Origin of the sequence: Ureibacillus thermosphaericus, assembly GCF_012396605.1 — a bacterium.
In the GTDB taxonomy this organism is placed as follows: Bacteria; Bacillota; Bacilli; order Bacillales_A; family Planococcaceae; genus Ureibacillus; species Ureibacillus thermosphaericus.
In genome coordinates this window covers 1-17,906 of record NZ_JAAXPW010000044.1, presented here as the reverse complement: position 1 = coordinate 17,906, position 17,906 = coordinate 1, and the positions used below count along the sequence as shown (strand labels likewise).

The window sequence follows — 17,906 nt, the reverse complement described above, 5'->3', positions numbered from 1 at the left end:
CTTTGTATTGGATTTGGATGGTTTACTACCACCCAACCATTATAAAGGATTTTTTTGTGTTTAGATTATATTTCAGAAAATTCGGTTTATTTGAAGGTGTTAAATTATTTTAATGCGACGCTAGTGAATCAAAATATAAAAATTTTAGATATAACACTTAATATGAAATTTAATAAATTAGTAATTGGAGTAGAAGATAACAATTCATATGTAACAAATACTCTTAAGAATTTATATGGAGAAAAACGAATTGATGTTATAAAAGTATCACCTTTACAAAATGATTCACGTACAGATTATTATTACACTTTACAAGGCGGACTTAGAATTGTAAGTGAAAATAAGGATTCATGTACATCTAATGTAACTGTTTATGATAGTAAAAATAAGTATTATCTTTTAACTGCTGGACATTGCTCAAAAGTAGGGGTTAAGTGGACTCAAGGTGGGAAAGATATTGGTACTATGGTTTCAAGAATATATTCTGGAAACACCGATGCAGCAATTATTTCTATGGATAGTGGAAGAAAGGGAAAATATATTTATGCACATAAACCATCAGATATAAAGATTTCAGGTGTGCAGAGTTTATCAGGAGAAACCGTAGGCGATATTGTATGTAAAGCTGGTGCAACAACTGGTTTTAGTTGTGGCGAACTATTAGATAAAAACTACTCAGTATATGATCTTACACAATGGTGGAAAGGTTTAAGAAAAGCAAGTTATAGTTCTGCTGGTGGTGATAGTGGTGCACCGGTTATCACAACGAATGCAACAAATTATCTAATCGTTGGAATTCATAAAGGCAAGGATAATTCTAATGGTTATACCATATATACTCATATTCAAAATGCACTCAATAATCTTGGAGGTCTAAAGGTATATTATTAATAGAGGTCATGTATATATTACAAAAATGATGAAAACAAAGAAGAACACTTTTCTTATGAATTTACAAAAGAAAAGGCAAAAGAATTTAATAGACGAATGAAATTCCAAAATGCCATCAGAAACATCCTATTCACATATCATTCAAGTGATTAATGAATCAGATGTCTTAGACAAAATGAATGATATACTCAAAGAAACGGCTATTCTTGAAAGTTTTCTAGAGGATGAACATGTCGCATTTATGCGAGCCATTTTGAAACGCGTGATGCTTCTAGTCCATCAATAAAGAACCTAAAAATCTTGGATGTAAAACAAAAGATGAACGAGATGTTTAGTTAGCTGAACAGGTAGAAAAAGTGCCAAATCAATCAACTTACGAATAAGAATTAAAAGAGCAACTAGATATTCCATTGGGAAACCTTTGAATGATATACCCATCGAACCCAAATGGGTTGTGAAAAGAATAGTGAAGGTAAAATACATTCTAGTTTGGCTAAAAAGCACAGTTAGCAGTTTCAAAGAAGAGTTATTATATTGTCACTCGGATGATGTCTTTAGGAAATTTAAGTAATAGTAAAACTGCTATTCCTGATATTGATGAACTAGGGAATCCGTATCCGCTGCTCTATATGCATTTATAGAAGTAAATGGAAGTCGGCTCTACTGCATAAGATGATAATATCATAAGCCTCTTTTTTTTAATTTTTTGCATTCTTAAAATAAATATTTGTATTATTGTGTAAGAAATAAAGCCCGAAAAGTCTTGAAAATATTAGGTTTAATCACAAGAGTTTAAAGCTGTCAGCTCAGCTTATACCATCAATGTGTGTCCATGGACCATATTGATGGTATTTTTTTGCCCTTAATTAGGTAGGATCGAGGATAATACAAGTCGTCAGCTGGTCCAAAGATCCAAATATACCACTCCAAATTTAATTATAACATCTATAAAATGGCAGAAATAGACTGTTTATTCTGAATTTCGACTGCTATACTTCGATAGTACATTATTGGTATTTCTTCGGGGGAATTTGCCATACTAATAATTTGGTCAGCTCAATTAATTGAAGAATTAGCTAACTGCAAGCCAATGGAGAAGGTTTTGAGAAGTTAGCTTCTGTATTTACTCATCATAACTATTTGGAGGAAAGATGAAATGAATAAAATATTTGATCCAAATAATCCTATTATTAAACTCTGTATAAGTGGAATGGAATTGGAGGAAAGTGGAAACAGTGAGGATGCAATCACGATGTTTCATAAAGCATGGCACGAAGCATCAGATGACTATGAAAGATTTATTGCATCTTATCATATAGCCCGTATACAAAAGAGTGTAACAGACAAATTAAAATGGATGGAGACTTCTCTACAGTGTGCCCTAAAGATCAATGATGATAATGTTAAAAGTGCATACCCAACGTTATATTTACACATTGCCAAATGTTATGAGAAGTTGGGTGATTCCGAGAATGCAAAAAGAAATTATGAATTGTCCAATTCAGCTAAGGCTGCACCTGCTGATGAAGGTCCATTTTATCATGGGACAAAGGCAGATGTGTATGGCAAAATAAAAGTGCAGAACTTTGCAAAGGAAAAATGCAGAGTCCTGCACTAAATTTTTGTGCATAAACAAAAAAAGACTTGCCAGTCACCCCAAGTCCCACTACAGTAATTGTGTCAAGCAATTGGTAGTGGAGGTAAGAAAGGATGCTAGCAATGTCTGATATTAATTATATCAAACATTTAAGAAATAACAAAGGTTTATCTATTTCAGAAATACAAAGAACAATGGGAATTAATTGGCGAACAGCTAAGAAGTATGCGGATGAAGATCAACTCCCTAAACAGAAATCATTTAAAAAGAAAGGGATGATGTATGAGGAAAAGTGGGGAGTAATTGTTTCAGATTACTGCTTCCGTTAAGATTGGATCACCAAAGACATTATTCCACTGGCTAAACTGTAAATTTGTTGTGACAATGATACTTTTGGTTTCATAACACATGGAGATAACCTGAAATAACAATTCTGCCCCTTGTTTATGCAAAGGAATGAAAAGAATCCATTTTGTTCACTCTTTTTTCAAAAATGGATTCTTTTTGATTCTCACCAGATAAGGATTCTAATTCAAACGTAGCATTAATTATTGCATTATCAAATGTTAATGGATATTGATATTTTCCCGAACAGAATTATTGTCGAAAACTCATTTACTAAAATCCATATTCATTCAGATTGTTTGATAATTTTCAATTGATAAAATCCTATGCTACATACAAAAATGCCTAAAAATAAAAAGAATGGGACAAAAAAATTGTCTAGAAATTTTGGATAAAAAACGGTAAGGTCAGCTCCAGATGCACTTCCAATCCACATAACATACGTTGATAAATAAGCGTTTATTCTCTCCAAAGTATAAAGTAAACCCCCAAACATCATTAAGATAGATCCTAAATAGATAAATTTCAATGTGTATCCCTCCATTCAATTGTATTATAATAAAAAGTAGAAAAAATACAACATTTAACATATTTGCAATAATTAACGTATAAAGTAAAATATTACTAATAATAGATTAGGAGGGAAAATATATGAAAAAAATTAAAGTTGCTACTTTAGGTTTTTCTGCATTACTTCTTGCTACTGCTCCACTTGCATCAGCACAAACTAATATTGAACCTACATTAACACCTTTAATTCAATCTGAAACTCAGGATACAGTTGTTTCAGCTTATGGAAAAAAATTTATTATTTCTCCTAGTGCGGAAGGACAAATTACTGATGAAGAACTAGAAGCAATTTCAATGCAAGCTACTAGCGACGAAATCATTATTAATAATGTATATACTTCATTAAATGATAATAATTTACGATTAGGAGGAGCTTCACCAGAAAGAGAAAATAATAATGTAATTTCTCCTAATGCTTGGTATGATCTTTCAATCAAATGGTCTGTAACAAAATTTGTAAAACAAACAGATACCCCATTACAAGCCAAACAAATCGCAACTGTTCCAGCAGGTGGTACTAAAAAAATATCTACTAAATATACAACAAAATCCTCATTTACTGTTAGTGGTTCTGCAAAGGAAAAGGGTTTAACTGCTGCTGTAGAAAGTAATTTAACTGGTGATTTGACTTACACAATCGAAAAAACCTACACAGGACCATCAATTGATTCTGGATATGTTTCGTATGTTTTTTGGCTAACTCCATTTGTAAATCGTGGTACTTGGACTGCAAAAGGTACAGGAGTTCCATCAGGCGATGAATATGGACCATACAATGGATCATATGAGGAACCGACTAAGTTTGTAGAATGGACTCAACCTATAAAATAATATGTAATTAAGAGGTTGGGACATAAGTATTTTTCAACCTCAAAAATAAGGGGTGAGTTGTTTGAAACAGCTCATCCTTTTACAATTTCATCCAATTTATGAGAGTTTTACACCCCTCGTAGTGCATATTTTCTTAAATTTGTGGCCATTATGGCAATTCCCATTTCAATTTTTACTTTGAATTTTCCTCGAACGGAAAATCGTGTGAATCCCAAAATAGCCTTCAAAAATCCAAAAACTGGTTCTAACTCTCTGGAAGTGGTGGAAGAGGTTCTTCGGGAGTATGAACACACCTTGCTTTTTGTCTCTCATGATCGGCGCTTTATAAATTCAGTAGCGAATCAGATTATGATTATCGAAGACTGCAAACTTAAAACTTTCAAGGGCAGCTATGATGAATATATGACTAGCAAGACTGAAGTTAAAGACAGGAAAAAAGAGCAGATTAAGGAAGAAATTTTACGATTAGAAATTCGGTTGACGGAGGTAATAAGTAAAATTTCTATGCCTTCCAAAAAGGATGATCCTAAGCTTTTAGAGGTACAATGAGATTTTAGGAGAAATCCATCGTTTGAAAAATCTCCTTCAATAAAATGAAATACAAAATCTACGCCAATCATAAAAATAGCCCTCAGTCCGAAAAAATCGTGATTGAAGGGCTATTTGTCATGTGTCCTAAAAGAGCAGGTGTTTTTTATTCGTCTCACTTGATTCGAGCTTACTTTAATTTGATGACAACGATAATAGTTGTCATTTTTTATTTTGATGAAAAATTCTATCGTACTAAAAAAATCAAAATGATCCTTTTTTCGTGTAAAATAAATATGGACATAAAGGAGGATATGCACATGTATTTCGTTGATAATAAAGGCATTACAGACCCTAGAGTGAACTTGGCAATTGAAGAATATCTTGTAAGAAACATGGATGTTGAGCAAGATGATTTCTTACTGTTCTATATCAATCAACCATCAATTATTATCGGTAAAAATCAAAATACTTTTGAAGAAATTAATACAGACTACGTTGAAGAAAATGGAATCATCGTCGTTCGGCGACTTTCTGGTGGCGGAGCGGTGTATCACGATTTAAATAATTTAAACTTCAGCTTTATCACGAAGGACGACGGAAACAGCTTCCACAATTATAAAAGATTCACCCAGCCTGTAGTAGATGCATTGGCAAAATTAGGGGTGAACGCGGAACTTTCTGGTCGCAATGATATTTTAGTGGAAGGACGAAAAGTTTCAGGAAACGCGCAATATGTAACACGCGGCCGTTTGGTTAGCCACGGCACATTGATGTTCAATCTAGATCTGGATGCGGTGGTAAATTCATTAAAAGTAAAGCAAGACAAAATTGAATCAAAAGGCATTAAATCCGTACGTTCACGTGTAGCAAACATCATTGATTTCTTGCCGGAAAAAATTACGGTAGAACAGTTCCGAATGGAAATTTTGAAATCGATTTTCGGTGGCGAGGAGAATATCCGATATTACGAGCTGTCAGAACAAGATTGGGAAAATATTCATACGATATCGAAAGAACGCTACCAAAAATGGGAATGGAACTATGGAAAATCACCGCGCTTCAATATGCAAAAGCAAAAGCGCTTCCCATCTGGGGAAATTGATATTCGTTTAGAAGTGAACAAAGGAATCATTGAAGAAATTAAGATTTTTGGTGATTTCTTTGGCATGGAAGACGTAGAAGAAATCGAGCAACGTTTAGTTTGTGTACGCTATGCTTATAAAGATATTGAAGAAGCTTTGGCGGATGTTGATATTTCCAGATATTTCGGCGGTGTAACGATGGACGATTTCTTACAATTAATTTATTAAGTAGTTAAAGTTAAGCTAACAGTTGAATATTAACAGCAAAGGCTGAAATAAAAAAGAACGAATTTCCGGTTAAAGAAATTCGTTCTTTTTCATGTGTTCAACAATTATTTTTATTGAATGAATAGCCGAGGATAACTTATTGTCGCTTTTTCGTTTTCTTATTATTATGTTTTTCTTGCGGTGTTAAAGGTTCGTTTGCAAGTTCATGATCAAATTCTCTTGATAGTTCTTTTCTTACTGCCTGCTCATCGCTGAAGTTGCCACTTAAGTTTTTCTTTTCTCTGTTACTCATCATCACACCTCCATGACATTAGTGTGTCATTAGGTATCTTAACTATGCATTTGAAAAGAGATAAAGTCCTTTTTCATCTGTTGGTTTATTTCATAATTGAAAGGGTATTGAAGAAGAAAATATATAGAAACCGATCAATGTTTGTGTAAAATATTTGAAATTTAGTATGACAAAGATAGTATTAACCAATTCAAATTTGTCAATGATAACAAAAGAGGAGGTGTGAGATAATGCAACAAGAGATTCTTTGCGAAGTATATAACTGCAAGTATTGGGCTGATGGAAACAAATGTAGTGCTGAGAGAATCTATGTAGTAAGTCAAAAAGGAAAAGAAGCATCCAATAGTGAAGAAACAGATTGCAAAACATTTACACCAGAGAATTAATTTTTATCAGGTAACCAATGAAAATTGGTTACCTTTTATAGTTATAGTATTGATAATAACTCTCATTTTCATTCGTTTTTATTAAATTATTTTTAGCTTTTCTAATTGTTAAATTTTTTTATAAGCATAAAATAGGATTTCTCCACTTTATCTTCAATATAGTCTAACGAATAACAACCGAATGGATCCGCTAATTCTCCAATAGCACGAGAAAGGTTGTCAATCACAAAGTTCAAATCTTCAGATTGTTTTTGTTCTTCTTGTGAATTTATTTCATACATAATTTCATGAGCTAAACGTTGTATACGCTGTAAACGCATTTCTTTTATCAGCACAGATTTCCCCCTTTTTTCAGCATACACAAAACATTATATGGTAGAGGTGTAAAGTACATGAAAATGTTTGAAGACGATTTTCTCTCTTGGGGAGCAGGATTAATTAATGCATAAAAAGAAGTACATCCGAAATGAACGATAAGTTTTCGTATATCGGAAATTAATGGTATGATTTATGTAAGGAGGAAACGATAATTGAGGATGACTGGATTAGTCTTAGGGGGAATCGCTTGGATTTTCAGCATCGGGTTTGTCTTTGTTTTTTATAATCCTTATTCGTCTACAGTTATTGAAGCCGGTCCAGCAATTAATTCTTTTCTGTCGTTATGCCTCCCAGCCTGTTAAGCAATAATTGCTTTAATTATTCAAAAAGACTACCTTATGCTAATCGCTTTTATTTGGTCTTTGCCAATAAGCCTGTATATGCTGGGAACACCAGCAATCTTCCATTGATTTTTTGCTCCATGTATTGATTATTTTATATGTTTTCTACTTTTGTAGTTTTCTAAGATAAAAGCAAGAAACAAGTTTGAGATAAGATGATTTTAACGAATTGTTTGATTCGATTTGGGGAATTTCCGAATAAGGAGGATTTAAAATGTCATTAATTACTCCAAAATGTATGAAATGCGATAAAGTAATAGAAGATGATGAAGAAGTATTAATACAATCGATATCCTAAGAGAAAAGGAATCACTGAAATTAAAGCGTATTTAAAGCAATTGTTCAAAGAAAATGAATATCTAAATCTGTGTGAGTTAAGGAAATTTAAGATATGAGAAGATTAAGAGATGTATTTTATATCAATGCCAATTTAGAAGAACAATATTTTATTTACTATGGAATGGAATTTCATGAATTTATTCAGTATTGCCCGGTAAACTTAGAAAATTTACTAATTACAGATGGGCAATATATTGCCAACGGTTTTAATGATCATTGGTTTTTTGAAACGGCAGTGGGGAAAGAGGGAATTTTAGAGTTAGCAAGAGAAGATATTTACGGTTTAGGTAATTTTCATTGGATTGATTACAACAATGAAGAAGATTTAAACCAATGTACCCCGGAAGAGAAAGCGGAAGTATTGTATTTGTCTCATTTTGGCAAGCCATTAAATTCGCCATTTTTTGATCGAATCAAAAATCAATTTGTTTATCTCGCCCACGATGATGGATGGTATTGCAAACTATATTGCAGAGATATTTTAGTGTTTAAGGAAATACTCGCAAATAAAATCATTGGAACTGTTTCCACAAATAAAAGAAGAAAAATCTATCCAATGGCTGAGGAAATAAAAAATCAACTATTTGAATTGACAAAAGAAGGTTTATTAATCGATTTTTCGAATATTTACCGGGATAGTCGATCAATTGGGCTAAGATTTTATGTAATAGGTCACTATGAAGATATGGATGAAATGTATAACAATCTTGAACGTAATAAGCGTAAAGCGAAATTCAGTCGGTTTTTAGAACATAAAAATAAGCAGTGGAAAATTTGTAATGGGTAACATTTTATAGCTGCAATGCTCCAAATCCTTTATGTGTTTTTATATTAAACATAGTAAAGGATTTTATATTTATAAAGAAAAAATAGATGATTCAATAAATTTATAAATAACTGAAAAAATCACATATTTTGCTATTCTATCTGCATATCAATTATACTAATCCTGTAAGATTTATTGCATAGGAGGTATTTGTTATGGCAAAGGTTGCATTTTTACTAGCAAGTAATTTTGAGGATTCTGAGATGAAAAATCCATATGAGGCAATTAAAGAAGCTGGACACCAAGCAGTCATCATTGGTTTGGAAAAAGGAGCAGAGTGCAAAGGTAAAAAAGGAACAGTTTCATATACAGCAGAGATCGGTGCGAAAGATGCAAAAGCAGATGAATTTGATGCTGTTGTAATTCCAGGCGGAAGTTCTCCAGAAGCATTGCGCGTCAATGATGATATCGTTCGCTTTGTAAAAGAAGCCAATGAACAAGGCAAATTAATTGCGGGTATTTGCCACGGACCTCAAGTGATGATTAGTGCGGACATTTTAAAAGGAAAAGCGGCAACATGCTATATCGGCATTCGAGATGATGTAAAGCTAGCTGGTGCAGACTATCGTGATGAAGAAGTCGTTGTGAGCGAAAACATCATCACATCCCGTACTCCGAAAGATGAACCTGCATTTATTCGTGAGATTTTAGCGAAATTAAATTAATAGAGGATAAAGAAAAAACGATTTCCGAATTACGGAAGTCGTTTTTTTCTTTAATAAATAAACAATTTTGTTAACAATAACAGAAAATTTGAATGGAAAAAGACATATTTTTATTTATAATGTATAAAATTCCAAGTGACATTGTGTCCTAGTATAATTTTATTATTCCAAGTCAAAAATGGGGGTGTTAATAACTTATTTGGAGGAAAGTCATGATAATTAAATGACCTTCATGTAATAGAAAAGTAAAAAGAAAAATGGTCATGGAAGATGCAAATGTGGTGCTTATGTAAAAATAATTAATAGATAATTTACCTAATCCCTAAATATAAAATTTATATTTAATACTAGATTTTTTTATTGATATGAAAAAATAATCTAATAATTATATTTAGGGGGCGGGATTGTGAGGTATTTGTATAAATTATTCTATGAGAAAGATAAAAATGAATTTCATAATAAATATTTCGAACGAATCAATTCGGATGCAGTTAAACGATTGATGTTATTCATAAAACCAATTGATCAGCCAGAATCTTTTGAACTGTATTATGTTCCAACTAATAATATTATTGATATGGTAGCAAAAATTTACAAATTATCTGGAGAATTAAACTTTATCTTCAATCAATTATCTAAAGTAGCAAAAGATCATTTCATTTTAAAATGTTTAGTAGAAGAATTATTCAATACAAATGAACTTGAAGGTGTAAAATGTTCAAAAGAGGAAATTGCTAGAAGTGTTAAAACTGTTAAAATGAAGAAAATGATAAAAAGAGATTTAATAGTATGATTAAGTCATACATGAATCTAATTAATGGAATTACATCACTTCCTATTAATCCAGTTAATATTAGAAAAGTATATGATGAAATTACTGAGGGTGAAATTGAAGAAAGTGAATTGCCAGATGGTGAAATTTTCAGAAAGGAAGTAACACACGTATTAAAAAAGTCAGGTACCGGTAAAGTTATACACTGAGGTATAACTCCCGAAGAAAAAATAATTAATGAATTAGAAAAATTATTAGTTTTTATGAATCAACCTAATGAAGTTCCAGAGATTATTAAAGTGGCAATAGGACATTACTTCTTTGGTTATATACATCCTTTTTATGATGGAAATGGAAGAACATCACGATTTATTAGTAGTTTATATTTATCAAAGACTTTAGGTAATATTCTTGCTCTTTCGCTATCTAGAGGCTGTAATAAATATAAAACAAATTATTAAAAGTAAGCATTTTACAAAATAGAAATCTATAAACATGAAGTATCATGTTGATTGTTGCGTATTTATGCGGCTTGAGCCACTGTGGTGCTTAAGCCGTTTATTCATTTAGAGAGTTTTAATTTCAATATGATGGGTACCCAATATTTCCATATTAATATAGAGATATATTTAGATATAATGAAGTTATATGTGTAGAAGTAGGAGGAAGCTAGATGATTACAGGTGAAATCAAAAATAAGGTAGATAAAATATGGGAGACGTTCTGGACGGGTGGAATCACCAACCCATTAACGGTAATCGAACAATTTACCTACCTTTTATTTATAAAAAGTTTGGATGAAGCAGAAACCATTAAAGAGAAGGAAGCAGAAATTCTTGGTATTCCTTTTGAAGGAATCTTTCCAGAAGATAAACAACATTTACGTTGGCATCGTTTTAAAAATCTTGGTTCCCCAGAAGAAATGTATCATATCGTATCGGATGAGGTTTTCCCTTTCATTAAAAATCTTCATGGTCAAGAAGATTCTGCATACTCAAAATACATGAGCGATGCAATGTTTTTAATCCCAACTGCTAATACGCTGGAAAAAATTGTAGATGGCATTGATACCCTTCCATTACAAGACCGAGATTTCCAAGGAGATTTATATGAGTATTTATTGTCGAAAATTTCAACGGCCGGTACAAACGGTCAATTCCGTACACCAAGGCATATTATCCAAATGATGGTGGAATTGGTTAAGCCTATGCCAGAAGATATCATGATCGACCCTGCAATGGGAACGGCTGGATTTTTAGTTGCAGCAAGTGAATATTTACGGAAACATCATCAGGATTTATTTCTCGTTCAAGGGTTAAAAGAACATTATCATAACACGATGTTTTACGGAAATGATATGGACCGAACAATGCTTCGAATTGGTGCCATGAACATGATGCTGCATGGTGTAAATAATCCGAATATTGAATATCGGGATTCCTTATCTGAAATGAATAAAGATCAAGATAAATATACGTTAGTGCTAGCAAATCCGCCATTTAAAGGATCATTAGATTATGAAGCAGTATCAAACGACTTATTGAAAATTGCTAAAACGAAGAAAACGGAATTATTGTTCTTATCTTTATTTATTCGAATTTTAAAACCAGGTGGACGTGCAGCAGTTATTGTTCCAGACGGTGTGCTATTTGGAAGTTCGACAGCCCATAAAGCTATACGCAAGGAAATTATTGAAAATCACAAATTAGAAGCCATTATTTCCATGCCTAGTGGAGTGTTTAAACCGTACGCAGGAGTATCTACGGCGATTATCATTTTTACAAAAACAGGTGCAGGTGGTACAAATCACGTTTGGTTCTATGACATGAAAGCAGACGGATTCTCTCTAGACGACAAACGCACTCCAATTGAAGAAAATGATATTCCGGATATTATTTCACGCTTTAACAATTTGGAAGCAGAAAAGGAACGGAAGCGAACAGAACAATCTTTTTTTGTACCGATAGAAGAGCTACGAGAAAATGAATATGACTTGTCTATTAATAAATATAAAGAAATCGAGTATGAGGAAATTGAATATGAGAATCCTATGGAAATAATCGAAAAAATTGGAACTTATGAAAAAGAAATAATGGATGGTTTAAAAGAAATTGAAAATTTAATAAAAGGGGCTAATTGAATGATTTCGAAATATGAATGTTATCCCCTTAAAAATTTTATCAATCAAATTAGAGGGGTATCTTACAAAAAAAATCAAATATCAGAAAAACCAATCGATGGATATATCCCATTGTTAAGAGCCACAAATATTCAAAATGGAGAAATAATCTATCAGGATGTGTTGTATGTAGATTCTTCTCTCGTAAAATTGGAACAAAAATTAAGAAAAGGCGATATCTTAATTGCAGCATCGAGCGGCAGTAAAGAAGTTGTTGGAAAGTCGGGACAAGCAAACGAAGATTGTGAATATACTTTTGGAGCCTTTTGTAAATTAATTAGGCCAAAACAAAATATTAATGCGGATTATTTAAGACACTTTTTTAATACAGATTATTATTCTCGAACAATCTTACAGTCTATTAATGGGGCGAATATTAATAATTTAAGAAATGAACATATAGACGATTTAATGATTCCCATTCCATCATTAGAGATACAAAGCAAAATAGCGGCATTATTAAATAAGGCTCAAGATGTAATTAAATGTCGCAAAGCTCAAATCGATTTATTAGATCAATTAACGCAAAGCATATTTTTCGAGATGTTTGGGGATCTGGAAACAAACCCTAATGGATGGGAATCTAAAAAGTTAAGTGAGATTTGTCAAAATTTAGATAGCAAGAGGGTTCCAATTACTTCATCAGAACGCAAAAAAGGTATTTATCCATATTATGGAGCTTCAGGTATCGTAGATTATGTTGATGATTATATTTTTGATGACAATTTATTACTAGTTTCAGAAGATGGAGCCAATCTGTTATCTAGAGTAACGCCAATAGCATTTGAAGTGAAAGGAAAAATTTGGGTTAATAATCATGCCCACGTATTGAAGTTTGAACATTTATCCACCCAGCGTTTTATTAAATACGTTATCAATTTACAAGATATTTCACATTTGATTACTGGATCTGCCCAACCTAAACTAAATCAAAAAAATTTAAATTCATTTATGGTTCCATATCCACCGCTAGAATTACAAAATGAGTTTTATGAAAAAGTGGAAAAAATTGAAGAACAAAGGAAGGTATTTGAATCTAGCTTACTAGAATTAGAAAATTTATATCAGGCATTGTTGCAAAAATCATTTAGAGGCGAATTATTTTCAGAAGAGGAAGTGTCAATTATTTAATAAAAGGGAAGTGCCAATATTTCCAATTTTGGCTTTTTAAAAGATAAGAAACAGTATCAAAGTTTTGCAGAGGCTTGTTTTGAAGCAGAAAAAGGATTGGTTGTAAGCCCTGCTGTCAGCGCCTTTCAGTCTCGACGTGCATTGGAGCTTGCGATGAAATGGGTTTATAGCTTTGACAGTGCGGTAAAAGTTCCTTATCAAGATAATCTATCCAGTTTAATTCATGATCGAGAATTTTTAGGGATTATTGATGATGACTTATTACCAATGATGAAGTATGTAGTGAAGCTCGGCAATCAAGCGGTTCATACGAATGCACCGATAACGCGTGATGTAGCGGTTTTGTCCCTACATCATCTATTCCAATTTGTTGCGTGGATTGATTACTGCTATTCCGATGAATTTACTGCAGGGGACTTTGATGAATCTTTACTTCCTGTCGGTGAAGAACAAGATATTAGCAATTTTAAAAGGGGATACTTTGCTGAAAAGAAGAGTTTAGGCAAGGGATGATAGGTGGGAAATCCTTTTTCTGAGGGTTTCCCATTTTTTATTGATTAGTCATTTTTTCGAACATTTTCATTGTTACTCATTTTCTATTTCGAAAATATTTCTTCTCTCACTTTTACATAGCGATTTAACCAAAAATCAACAATTTAGTAGTTATGAAGAAGTTGTGCGTTTATAAGCGTACTGCAGGACAAAAAGTATACAATTTCCAATTCAAATTCTTGCTGCAATTCAAACTATATTCCTTATCATATAAATTTACAAAAAAATTAATAAAATGTACCTGTTTTTCAAACAAAATAACAAGGTAAAAAGTTATAATAAAGAAAAGACTTTAGAATCATTTATTAAAATTATTTACTAATCATTTAGTAATTCTTGTTTGCATTACCAACATGATGCTAGATAAGTAAAGGAGTTGGTATGATATGGCATTCAACCTTTATTATTACGAAAGTAAGATGATATGTAATTACTGTAAAAAGGAGTATTCAACTTACAAAGTACGTCCTGGTCGATATAAAGTCATAGCACAAGATACAGATTTTATGCCAATTTACGAAGGAATCAATCCGTTATTATACGAAGTAGCAGTTTGTCCGCATTGTGGTTATGCATATCATAAATCAATGACACGAACATATGGACCGTTCATGCTACTAATTGGGGAAATTTATATCAACCAATTACAAAAAATCATGAATCTCTGTAAAGAACGGACGATTGATGAAGCAATTGCAAGCTATAAATTAGCTTATTTAGTTGCGAGAGCATCAATGGAAGAAACGATTATTTTGGCGAACTTTGCACTGAAGATTGCTTGGCTGTATCGATTAAAACAAGATAAGGAATTAGAAATGCGTTACCTTCGATCTGCAAGGGAATTATTCAATAAGTCCCATGCAAACAATAAAGAAGGGGAAGAAAGGATGCAATATTTAATTGCAGAAATCAGTCTTCGGTTAGGAGATATTGAAGAAGCGAAAAGAGGATTTTCACGATTAATTACAAGTAGGGAAGTTTCGAATAAGTATCGCAACTATGCGCGGAAACGTTGGGAAGAATACAAATATGAAAATCAAGCTGTTAAGGAGCAGGAGGGATAACATCTCGTTATTAAGGGGGGATTAAAATGAATCTAAGGATAGGGAGAAAATTGGATTTAACGGAAGAAGAAGTATTTGCTGAATTGCACCACTTTTTATTAAGAAAGAACAATCGTGTACTTAGTAATGATGAAGTAATTGAAAAAACGGGCATCTGTCCTGAACTTCTTTATAAATGGGTGAAATCAGGGAAATTAAAACGATCGTTGTTTCCAAACCTTGGAGCTCCTTGTGAAAGATGTGGAAAATTTACAAACTACTCTAAAATATGTTTCGAATGTTCCACTTCGATTACGACTCTTTTAGAAAAAGAAGAAAAAGATAAAGAATGGTTCAAACAAATTCAACAAATGAATAGATTAAATACGTACCATCATAAATAAGAAAATTAATGGATGCTGCATTTTTTCAAGTTGTACAAAGTTTTACCTTTCCAATTTGGTTGGTTCATCGTTATAGAAGAGATTTAGACACTTTTCCATCTTAGAAAAGTGTCTTTTTTGTAATGAAGAAGACTAGAAGTAGGAAAAATGTTAAAGTGATGAAACGAAAAAAGTAATGAAGTCGTCTTAATGTTATATAAATAATTTAGAGGTGTGGCGATGTTTAAATATTGGTTACAAATGATAGTGGGGGTTGCGATCTTTATTATTTCAACATTTTGTGCATGGTATGAAGGTAGTGAAATTGTTGAAAATTCGTTTGAATGGAACTATTCAACACCATTTACGAATGTATTTATTCAAGTGATTACAAATGGACGCGATATTAGTCAACTAGACTATTTCGTGTACGCTGTAAAATTTCACCCCTTGTTTCCCACTATGATGATGATTAGCCTGCTTTATATTCTAGCTGTTGCAGGTATTTATCTAATAAAAGTTAAATCAAAATGGGTTATTAGTTTTTGGGGAATCGTGGGACTCATTTGTGTATTATCAAGTGCTTTCATTTCAATTTCATACACAATAGGAAGTAGTATTTTCTTCTGGATTACTTCTATTAGTGGACTGCTATTTATTGTGATAGCAGGTTTAATGTCGTTTACAAAATACAAAAATCAACAGAACGGTATTACAAATGAAGTGTAACAGAAAGCAGTGGTATGAGTTTTAAAAGGGATGGTAAAAACATACTAAGATTAGTAGTACAAACCAAGGCCAAGGTTTGTGCTACTATTTTTTAGAAAAGTCGACCAGTCTCAGGGATCTTTGAATCCGTATTAAAAACTGGCTAACTTCACACCCTTATGCGAATCAGTTTAGTATGTTGGGTCCATAGAGATCGTGTATAAGAAAGTGGAATCGATAAGGTAATGTGAAGACTTCTATGAATTGGCAAAGAAAGAGTAATGGAATGAAACAGGTTATTGGATTAGATGTTAGTAAAGGAAAGAGTACAGTAACGATCTATGATAGTTATCGTCAGTGCAAATATGAAGGTGAAATCAATCATACACGAAGAAATTTTGAACAATTACATAAGCGAATAGTAGATATTACATCACTTGATGACCAAGCACCAGACATTGTATTTGAAGCAACAGGTGTTTATTCAAAACCGATTGAAGCATTTTTAAAAGATTACGGTTATGCATATTATCCCCTTGAAGCGAACTGACAAATGGCGAAGATGCGTCGACATAAAACCGATATAAGCGATGCTCATGAATTAGCCAAAACACATTTTAAAATGGAGAGAGAACCAACCTATATCCAAGATGATTATTATGAGCAGATGCGTGCATTGACACGTTATGATGATGAAATTGATGAAGAAATGATTTTATTAAAAAATCGTATGCATTCCATTTTACAATTGAGTTTTCCAGAATTAGAAAAAATACTGACACCAAATTCTGCACTATTTTTAAATATAGTACAACTATACCCTCACCCAACACTTGTTTTAGCTCACTCTAAAACTGTCATTAAGAATCGTCTAAAAGCGAATACAAGAAAGAACCTTTCTTTAGAACGTGCAGAGAAAAAAGCAATTGCTTTATTAGAAGCTGCTCAAAATAGTTATCCAGCGATTAGATCTACCGATGTGCGATGTGAACAAGTCCGTGATTACGCAAATCGAATAGCAGAATTAAAGGATAAAAAAGAAGCACTTGTCCAACAAATGATTACTTTATCAAAAGATCGAAAAGAGTATATTGTTTTACGTTCCATCCCTGGTATCGGTGATTCTACTGCTTGTAGATTAATTGGGGAAATGGGTGATATTCGTCGCTTTCAAAATGCTAAACAATTGAATGCTTATGCGGGAATTGATATTATGCGCTATCAATCGGGGAATACACAGTATCATGATCGTATTAATAAAAGAGGTAACAAACACTTGCGAAAGCTTTTATATTTTATGGTGTGTGCCATGATTATGAAGAAGAAAGATAAACCGAATCATTTTGTAGATTACTATTATAAATTAAAAACACAACCTCAGAGAAAGCCTCATAAGGTTGCGATTATCGCCTGTATCAATAAATTTTTAAAAGTGACGTTCCAGTTACTGACACATGGCATTTTATACGATTATGAAACTGCCTTAAGTTAAATAATCGATTAACTAAAGTTATTCCAAAACAGACTTAGATGCGACGTTCATGCTAATGAAAGACGACTATATGAAAAACGGTCAATTGAAGGCTGGATACAACGTACAAATCGTAACAGAAGGTCAATATGCACTGGCTTATAGCATTTTTCCAAATCCTACCGATACACGTACATTGATTCCGTTCTTGAATGAGATTGAGAAGCATTATTTTCCATTGCCAAAGTATATTGTCGCAGATGCTGGTTATGGTAGTGAACAGAACTATGAGGACATCCTTTCGAATCGAAAATGTGAGGCACTTATTCCATATACCATGTATGAGAAAGAACAAAAGAAGAAAT

Annotated in this window: 21 protein-coding genes and 5 pseudogenes; 21 read left to right on the top strand and 5 right to left on the bottom strand. The window is 32.6% G+C overall.

Annotation, left to right across the window (positions count from 1 at the left end; translation table 11 throughout):
• The first annotated feature begins 96 nt into the window (after nt 1-96).
• The 4 genes from HF990_RS13565 to HF990_RS13550 all read left to right on the top strand — a co-directional run bounded on the left by HF990_RS13565 (nt 97) and on the right by HF990_RS13550 (nt 2,817).
• Nucleotides 97-891, top strand: coding sequence for a S1 family peptidase (locus HF990_RS13565; protein ID WP_168412801.1), 795 nt, complete (start codon nt 97-99; stop codon nt 889-891).
• 109 nt (nt 892-1,000) lie between these two features.
• The gene (locus tag HF990_RS13560) at nt 1,001-1,177 is read left to right on the top strand and encodes a hypothetical protein (RefSeq protein ID WP_016839467.1); all 177 of its coding nucleotides are present in this window, start codon (nt 1,001-1,003) and stop codon (nt 1,175-1,177) included.
• 870 nt (nt 1,178-2,047) lie between these two features.
• Nucleotides 2,048-2,509, top strand: coding sequence for a tetratricopeptide repeat protein (locus tag HF990_RS13555; protein ID WP_247595893.1), 462 nt, complete (start codon nt 2,048-2,050; stop codon nt 2,507-2,509).
• A gap of 92 nt (nt 2,510-2,601) precedes the next feature.
• A complete protein-coding gene (locus HF990_RS13550) occupies nt 2,602-2,817 on the top strand; it encodes a hypothetical protein (protein WP_409373621.1) in 216 nt (71 codons plus the stop codon).
• Here HF990_RS13550 and HF990_RS13545 read toward each other — a convergent pair.
• Nucleotides 2,800-2,949 (bottom strand): annotated as a pseudogene (locus HF990_RS13545) (ATP-binding protein); the annotation flags it as partial. The gene HF990_RS13550 and the pseudogene HF990_RS13545 sit on opposite strands and share 18 nt — an antisense overlap.
• A gap of 170 nt (nt 2,950-3,119) precedes the next feature.
• Nucleotides 3,120-3,362: a hypothetical protein gene (locus HF990_RS13540; protein ID WP_096549675.1), complete on the bottom strand. Its 243-nt coding sequence runs from the start codon at nt 3,360-3,362 to the stop codon at nt 3,120-3,122.
• A gap of 122 nt (nt 3,363-3,484) precedes the next feature.
• On the opposite strand from HF990_RS13540, the gene HF990_RS13535 reads away from it, so the two are divergent.
• Complete coding sequence (locus HF990_RS13535; protein ID WP_168412800.1) at nt 3,485-4,234, top strand: hypothetical protein; 750 nt, start codon at nt 3,485-3,487, stop codon at nt 4,232-4,234.
• A gap of 107 nt (nt 4,235-4,341) precedes the next feature.
• Here HF990_RS13535 and HF990_RS13530 read toward each other — a convergent pair.
• A pseudogene (locus tag HF990_RS13530) lies at nt 4,342-4,485 on the bottom strand (transposase); the annotation flags it as partial.
• A gap of 97 nt (nt 4,486-4,582) precedes the next feature.
• On the opposite strand from HF990_RS13530, the gene HF990_RS14965 reads away from it, so the two are divergent.
• Complete coding sequence (locus tag HF990_RS14965; RefSeq protein WP_210730828.1) at nt 4,583-4,783, top strand: hypothetical protein; 201 nt, start codon at nt 4,583-4,585, stop codon at nt 4,781-4,783.
• Between the two features lie 299 nt (nt 4,784-5,082).
• On the top strand, nt 5,083-6,075 hold the full coding sequence (locus tag HF990_RS13520; protein WP_168412799.1) for a lipoate--protein ligase: 993 nt from the start codon (nt 5,083-5,085) through the stop codon (nt 6,073-6,075).
• Between the two features lie 136 nt (nt 6,076-6,211).
• On the opposite strand, the gene sspO is transcribed toward HF990_RS13520, so the two are convergent.
• Nucleotides 6,212-6,367 (bottom strand): small acid-soluble spore protein O, encoded by a 156-nt coding sequence (gene sspO / locus HF990_RS13515; protein ID WP_016839463.1) that lies wholly within the window; start codon nt 6,365-6,367, stop codon nt 6,212-6,214.
• A 230-nt stretch (nt 6,368-6,597) separates the two neighbouring features.
• Here sspO and HF990_RS13510 point away from each other — a divergent pair, with 230 nt between their 5' ends.
• Nucleotides 6,598-6,753, top strand: coding sequence for a DUF1540 domain-containing protein (locus HF990_RS13510; RefSeq protein ID WP_168412798.1), 156 nt, complete (start codon nt 6,598-6,600; stop codon nt 6,751-6,753).
• Nucleotides 6,754-6,854: 101 nt separating this feature from the next.
• On the opposite strand, the gene HF990_RS13505 is transcribed toward HF990_RS13510, so the two are convergent.
• Nucleotides 6,855-7,088, bottom strand: coding sequence for a hypothetical protein (locus tag HF990_RS13505; RefSeq protein WP_168412797.1), 234 nt, complete (start codon nt 7,086-7,088; stop codon nt 6,855-6,857).
• Nucleotides 7,089-7,863: 775 nt separating this feature from the next.
• Here HF990_RS13505 and HF990_RS13495 point away from each other — a divergent pair.
• From HF990_RS13495 to HF990_RS13435, 13 genes and pseudogenes are all read left to right on the top strand, one after another.
• Nucleotides 7,864-8,598 (top strand): hypothetical protein, encoded by a 735-nt coding sequence (locus tag HF990_RS13495; protein ID WP_168412796.1) that lies wholly within the window; start codon nt 7,864-7,866, stop codon nt 8,596-8,598.
• A 194-nt stretch (nt 8,599-8,792) separates the two neighbouring features.
• Nucleotides 8,793-9,302: a type 1 glutamine amidotransferase domain-containing protein gene (locus HF990_RS13490; RefSeq protein WP_016839457.1), complete on the top strand. Its 510-nt coding sequence runs from the start codon at nt 8,793-8,795 to the stop codon at nt 9,300-9,302.
• 406 nt (nt 9,303-9,708) lie between these two features.
• Nucleotides 9,709-10,095, top strand: coding sequence for a hypothetical protein (locus HF990_RS13485; RefSeq protein ID WP_168412795.1), 387 nt, complete (start codon nt 9,709-9,711; stop codon nt 10,093-10,095).
• Entirely contained in the window at nt 10,092-10,283 is a 192-nt protein-coding gene (locus HF990_RS13480) for a hypothetical protein (protein WP_168412794.1), read from the top strand. Before HF990_RS13485 ends, HF990_RS13480 begins: the two co-directional genes overlap by 4 nt.
• Before the next feature lie 3 nt (nt 10,284-10,286).
• Nucleotides 10,287-10,535, top strand: coding sequence for a Fic family protein (locus tag HF990_RS15405; protein WP_409373622.1), 249 nt, complete (start codon nt 10,287-10,289; stop codon nt 10,533-10,535).
• A 212-nt stretch (nt 10,536-10,747) separates the two neighbouring features.
• Nucleotides 10,748-12,214, top strand: coding sequence for a type I restriction-modification system subunit M (locus HF990_RS13470; RefSeq protein WP_168412793.1), 1,467 nt, complete (start codon nt 10,748-10,750; stop codon nt 12,212-12,214).
• Nucleotides 12,215-13,384, top strand: a complete 1,170-nt coding sequence (locus HF990_RS13465) for a restriction endonuclease subunit S (RefSeq protein ID WP_168412792.1) — start codon at nt 12,215-12,217, stop codon at nt 13,382-13,384.
• An 18-nt stretch (nt 13,385-13,402) separates the two neighbouring features.
• Nucleotides 13,403-13,837: pseudogene (locus HF990_RS13460) on the top strand (DUF4145 domain-containing protein); the annotation flags it as partial.
• A 485-nt stretch (nt 13,838-14,322) separates the two neighbouring features.
• Complete coding sequence (locus HF990_RS13455) at nt 14,323-15,000, top strand: DUF2225 domain-containing protein (protein WP_168412791.1); 678 nt, start codon at nt 14,323-14,325, stop codon at nt 14,998-15,000.
• 26 nt (nt 15,001-15,026) lie between these two features.
• Nucleotides 15,027-15,383, top strand: coding sequence for a hypothetical protein (locus HF990_RS13450; protein ID WP_168412790.1), 357 nt, complete (start codon nt 15,027-15,029; stop codon nt 15,381-15,383).
• A 219-nt stretch (nt 15,384-15,602) separates the two neighbouring features.
• The gene (locus tag HF990_RS13445) at nt 15,603-16,091 is read left to right on the top strand and encodes a YjdJ family protein (protein ID WP_016839446.1); all 489 of its coding nucleotides are present in this window, start codon (nt 15,603-15,605) and stop codon (nt 16,089-16,091) included.
• Between the two features lie 265 nt (nt 16,092-16,356).
• Nucleotides 16,357-17,562, top strand: a pseudogene (locus tag HF990_RS13440) (IS110 family RNA-guided transposase).
• 16 nt (nt 17,563-17,578) lie between these two features.
• Nucleotides 17,579-17,906 (top strand): annotated as a pseudogene (locus HF990_RS13435) (transposase); the annotation flags it as partial.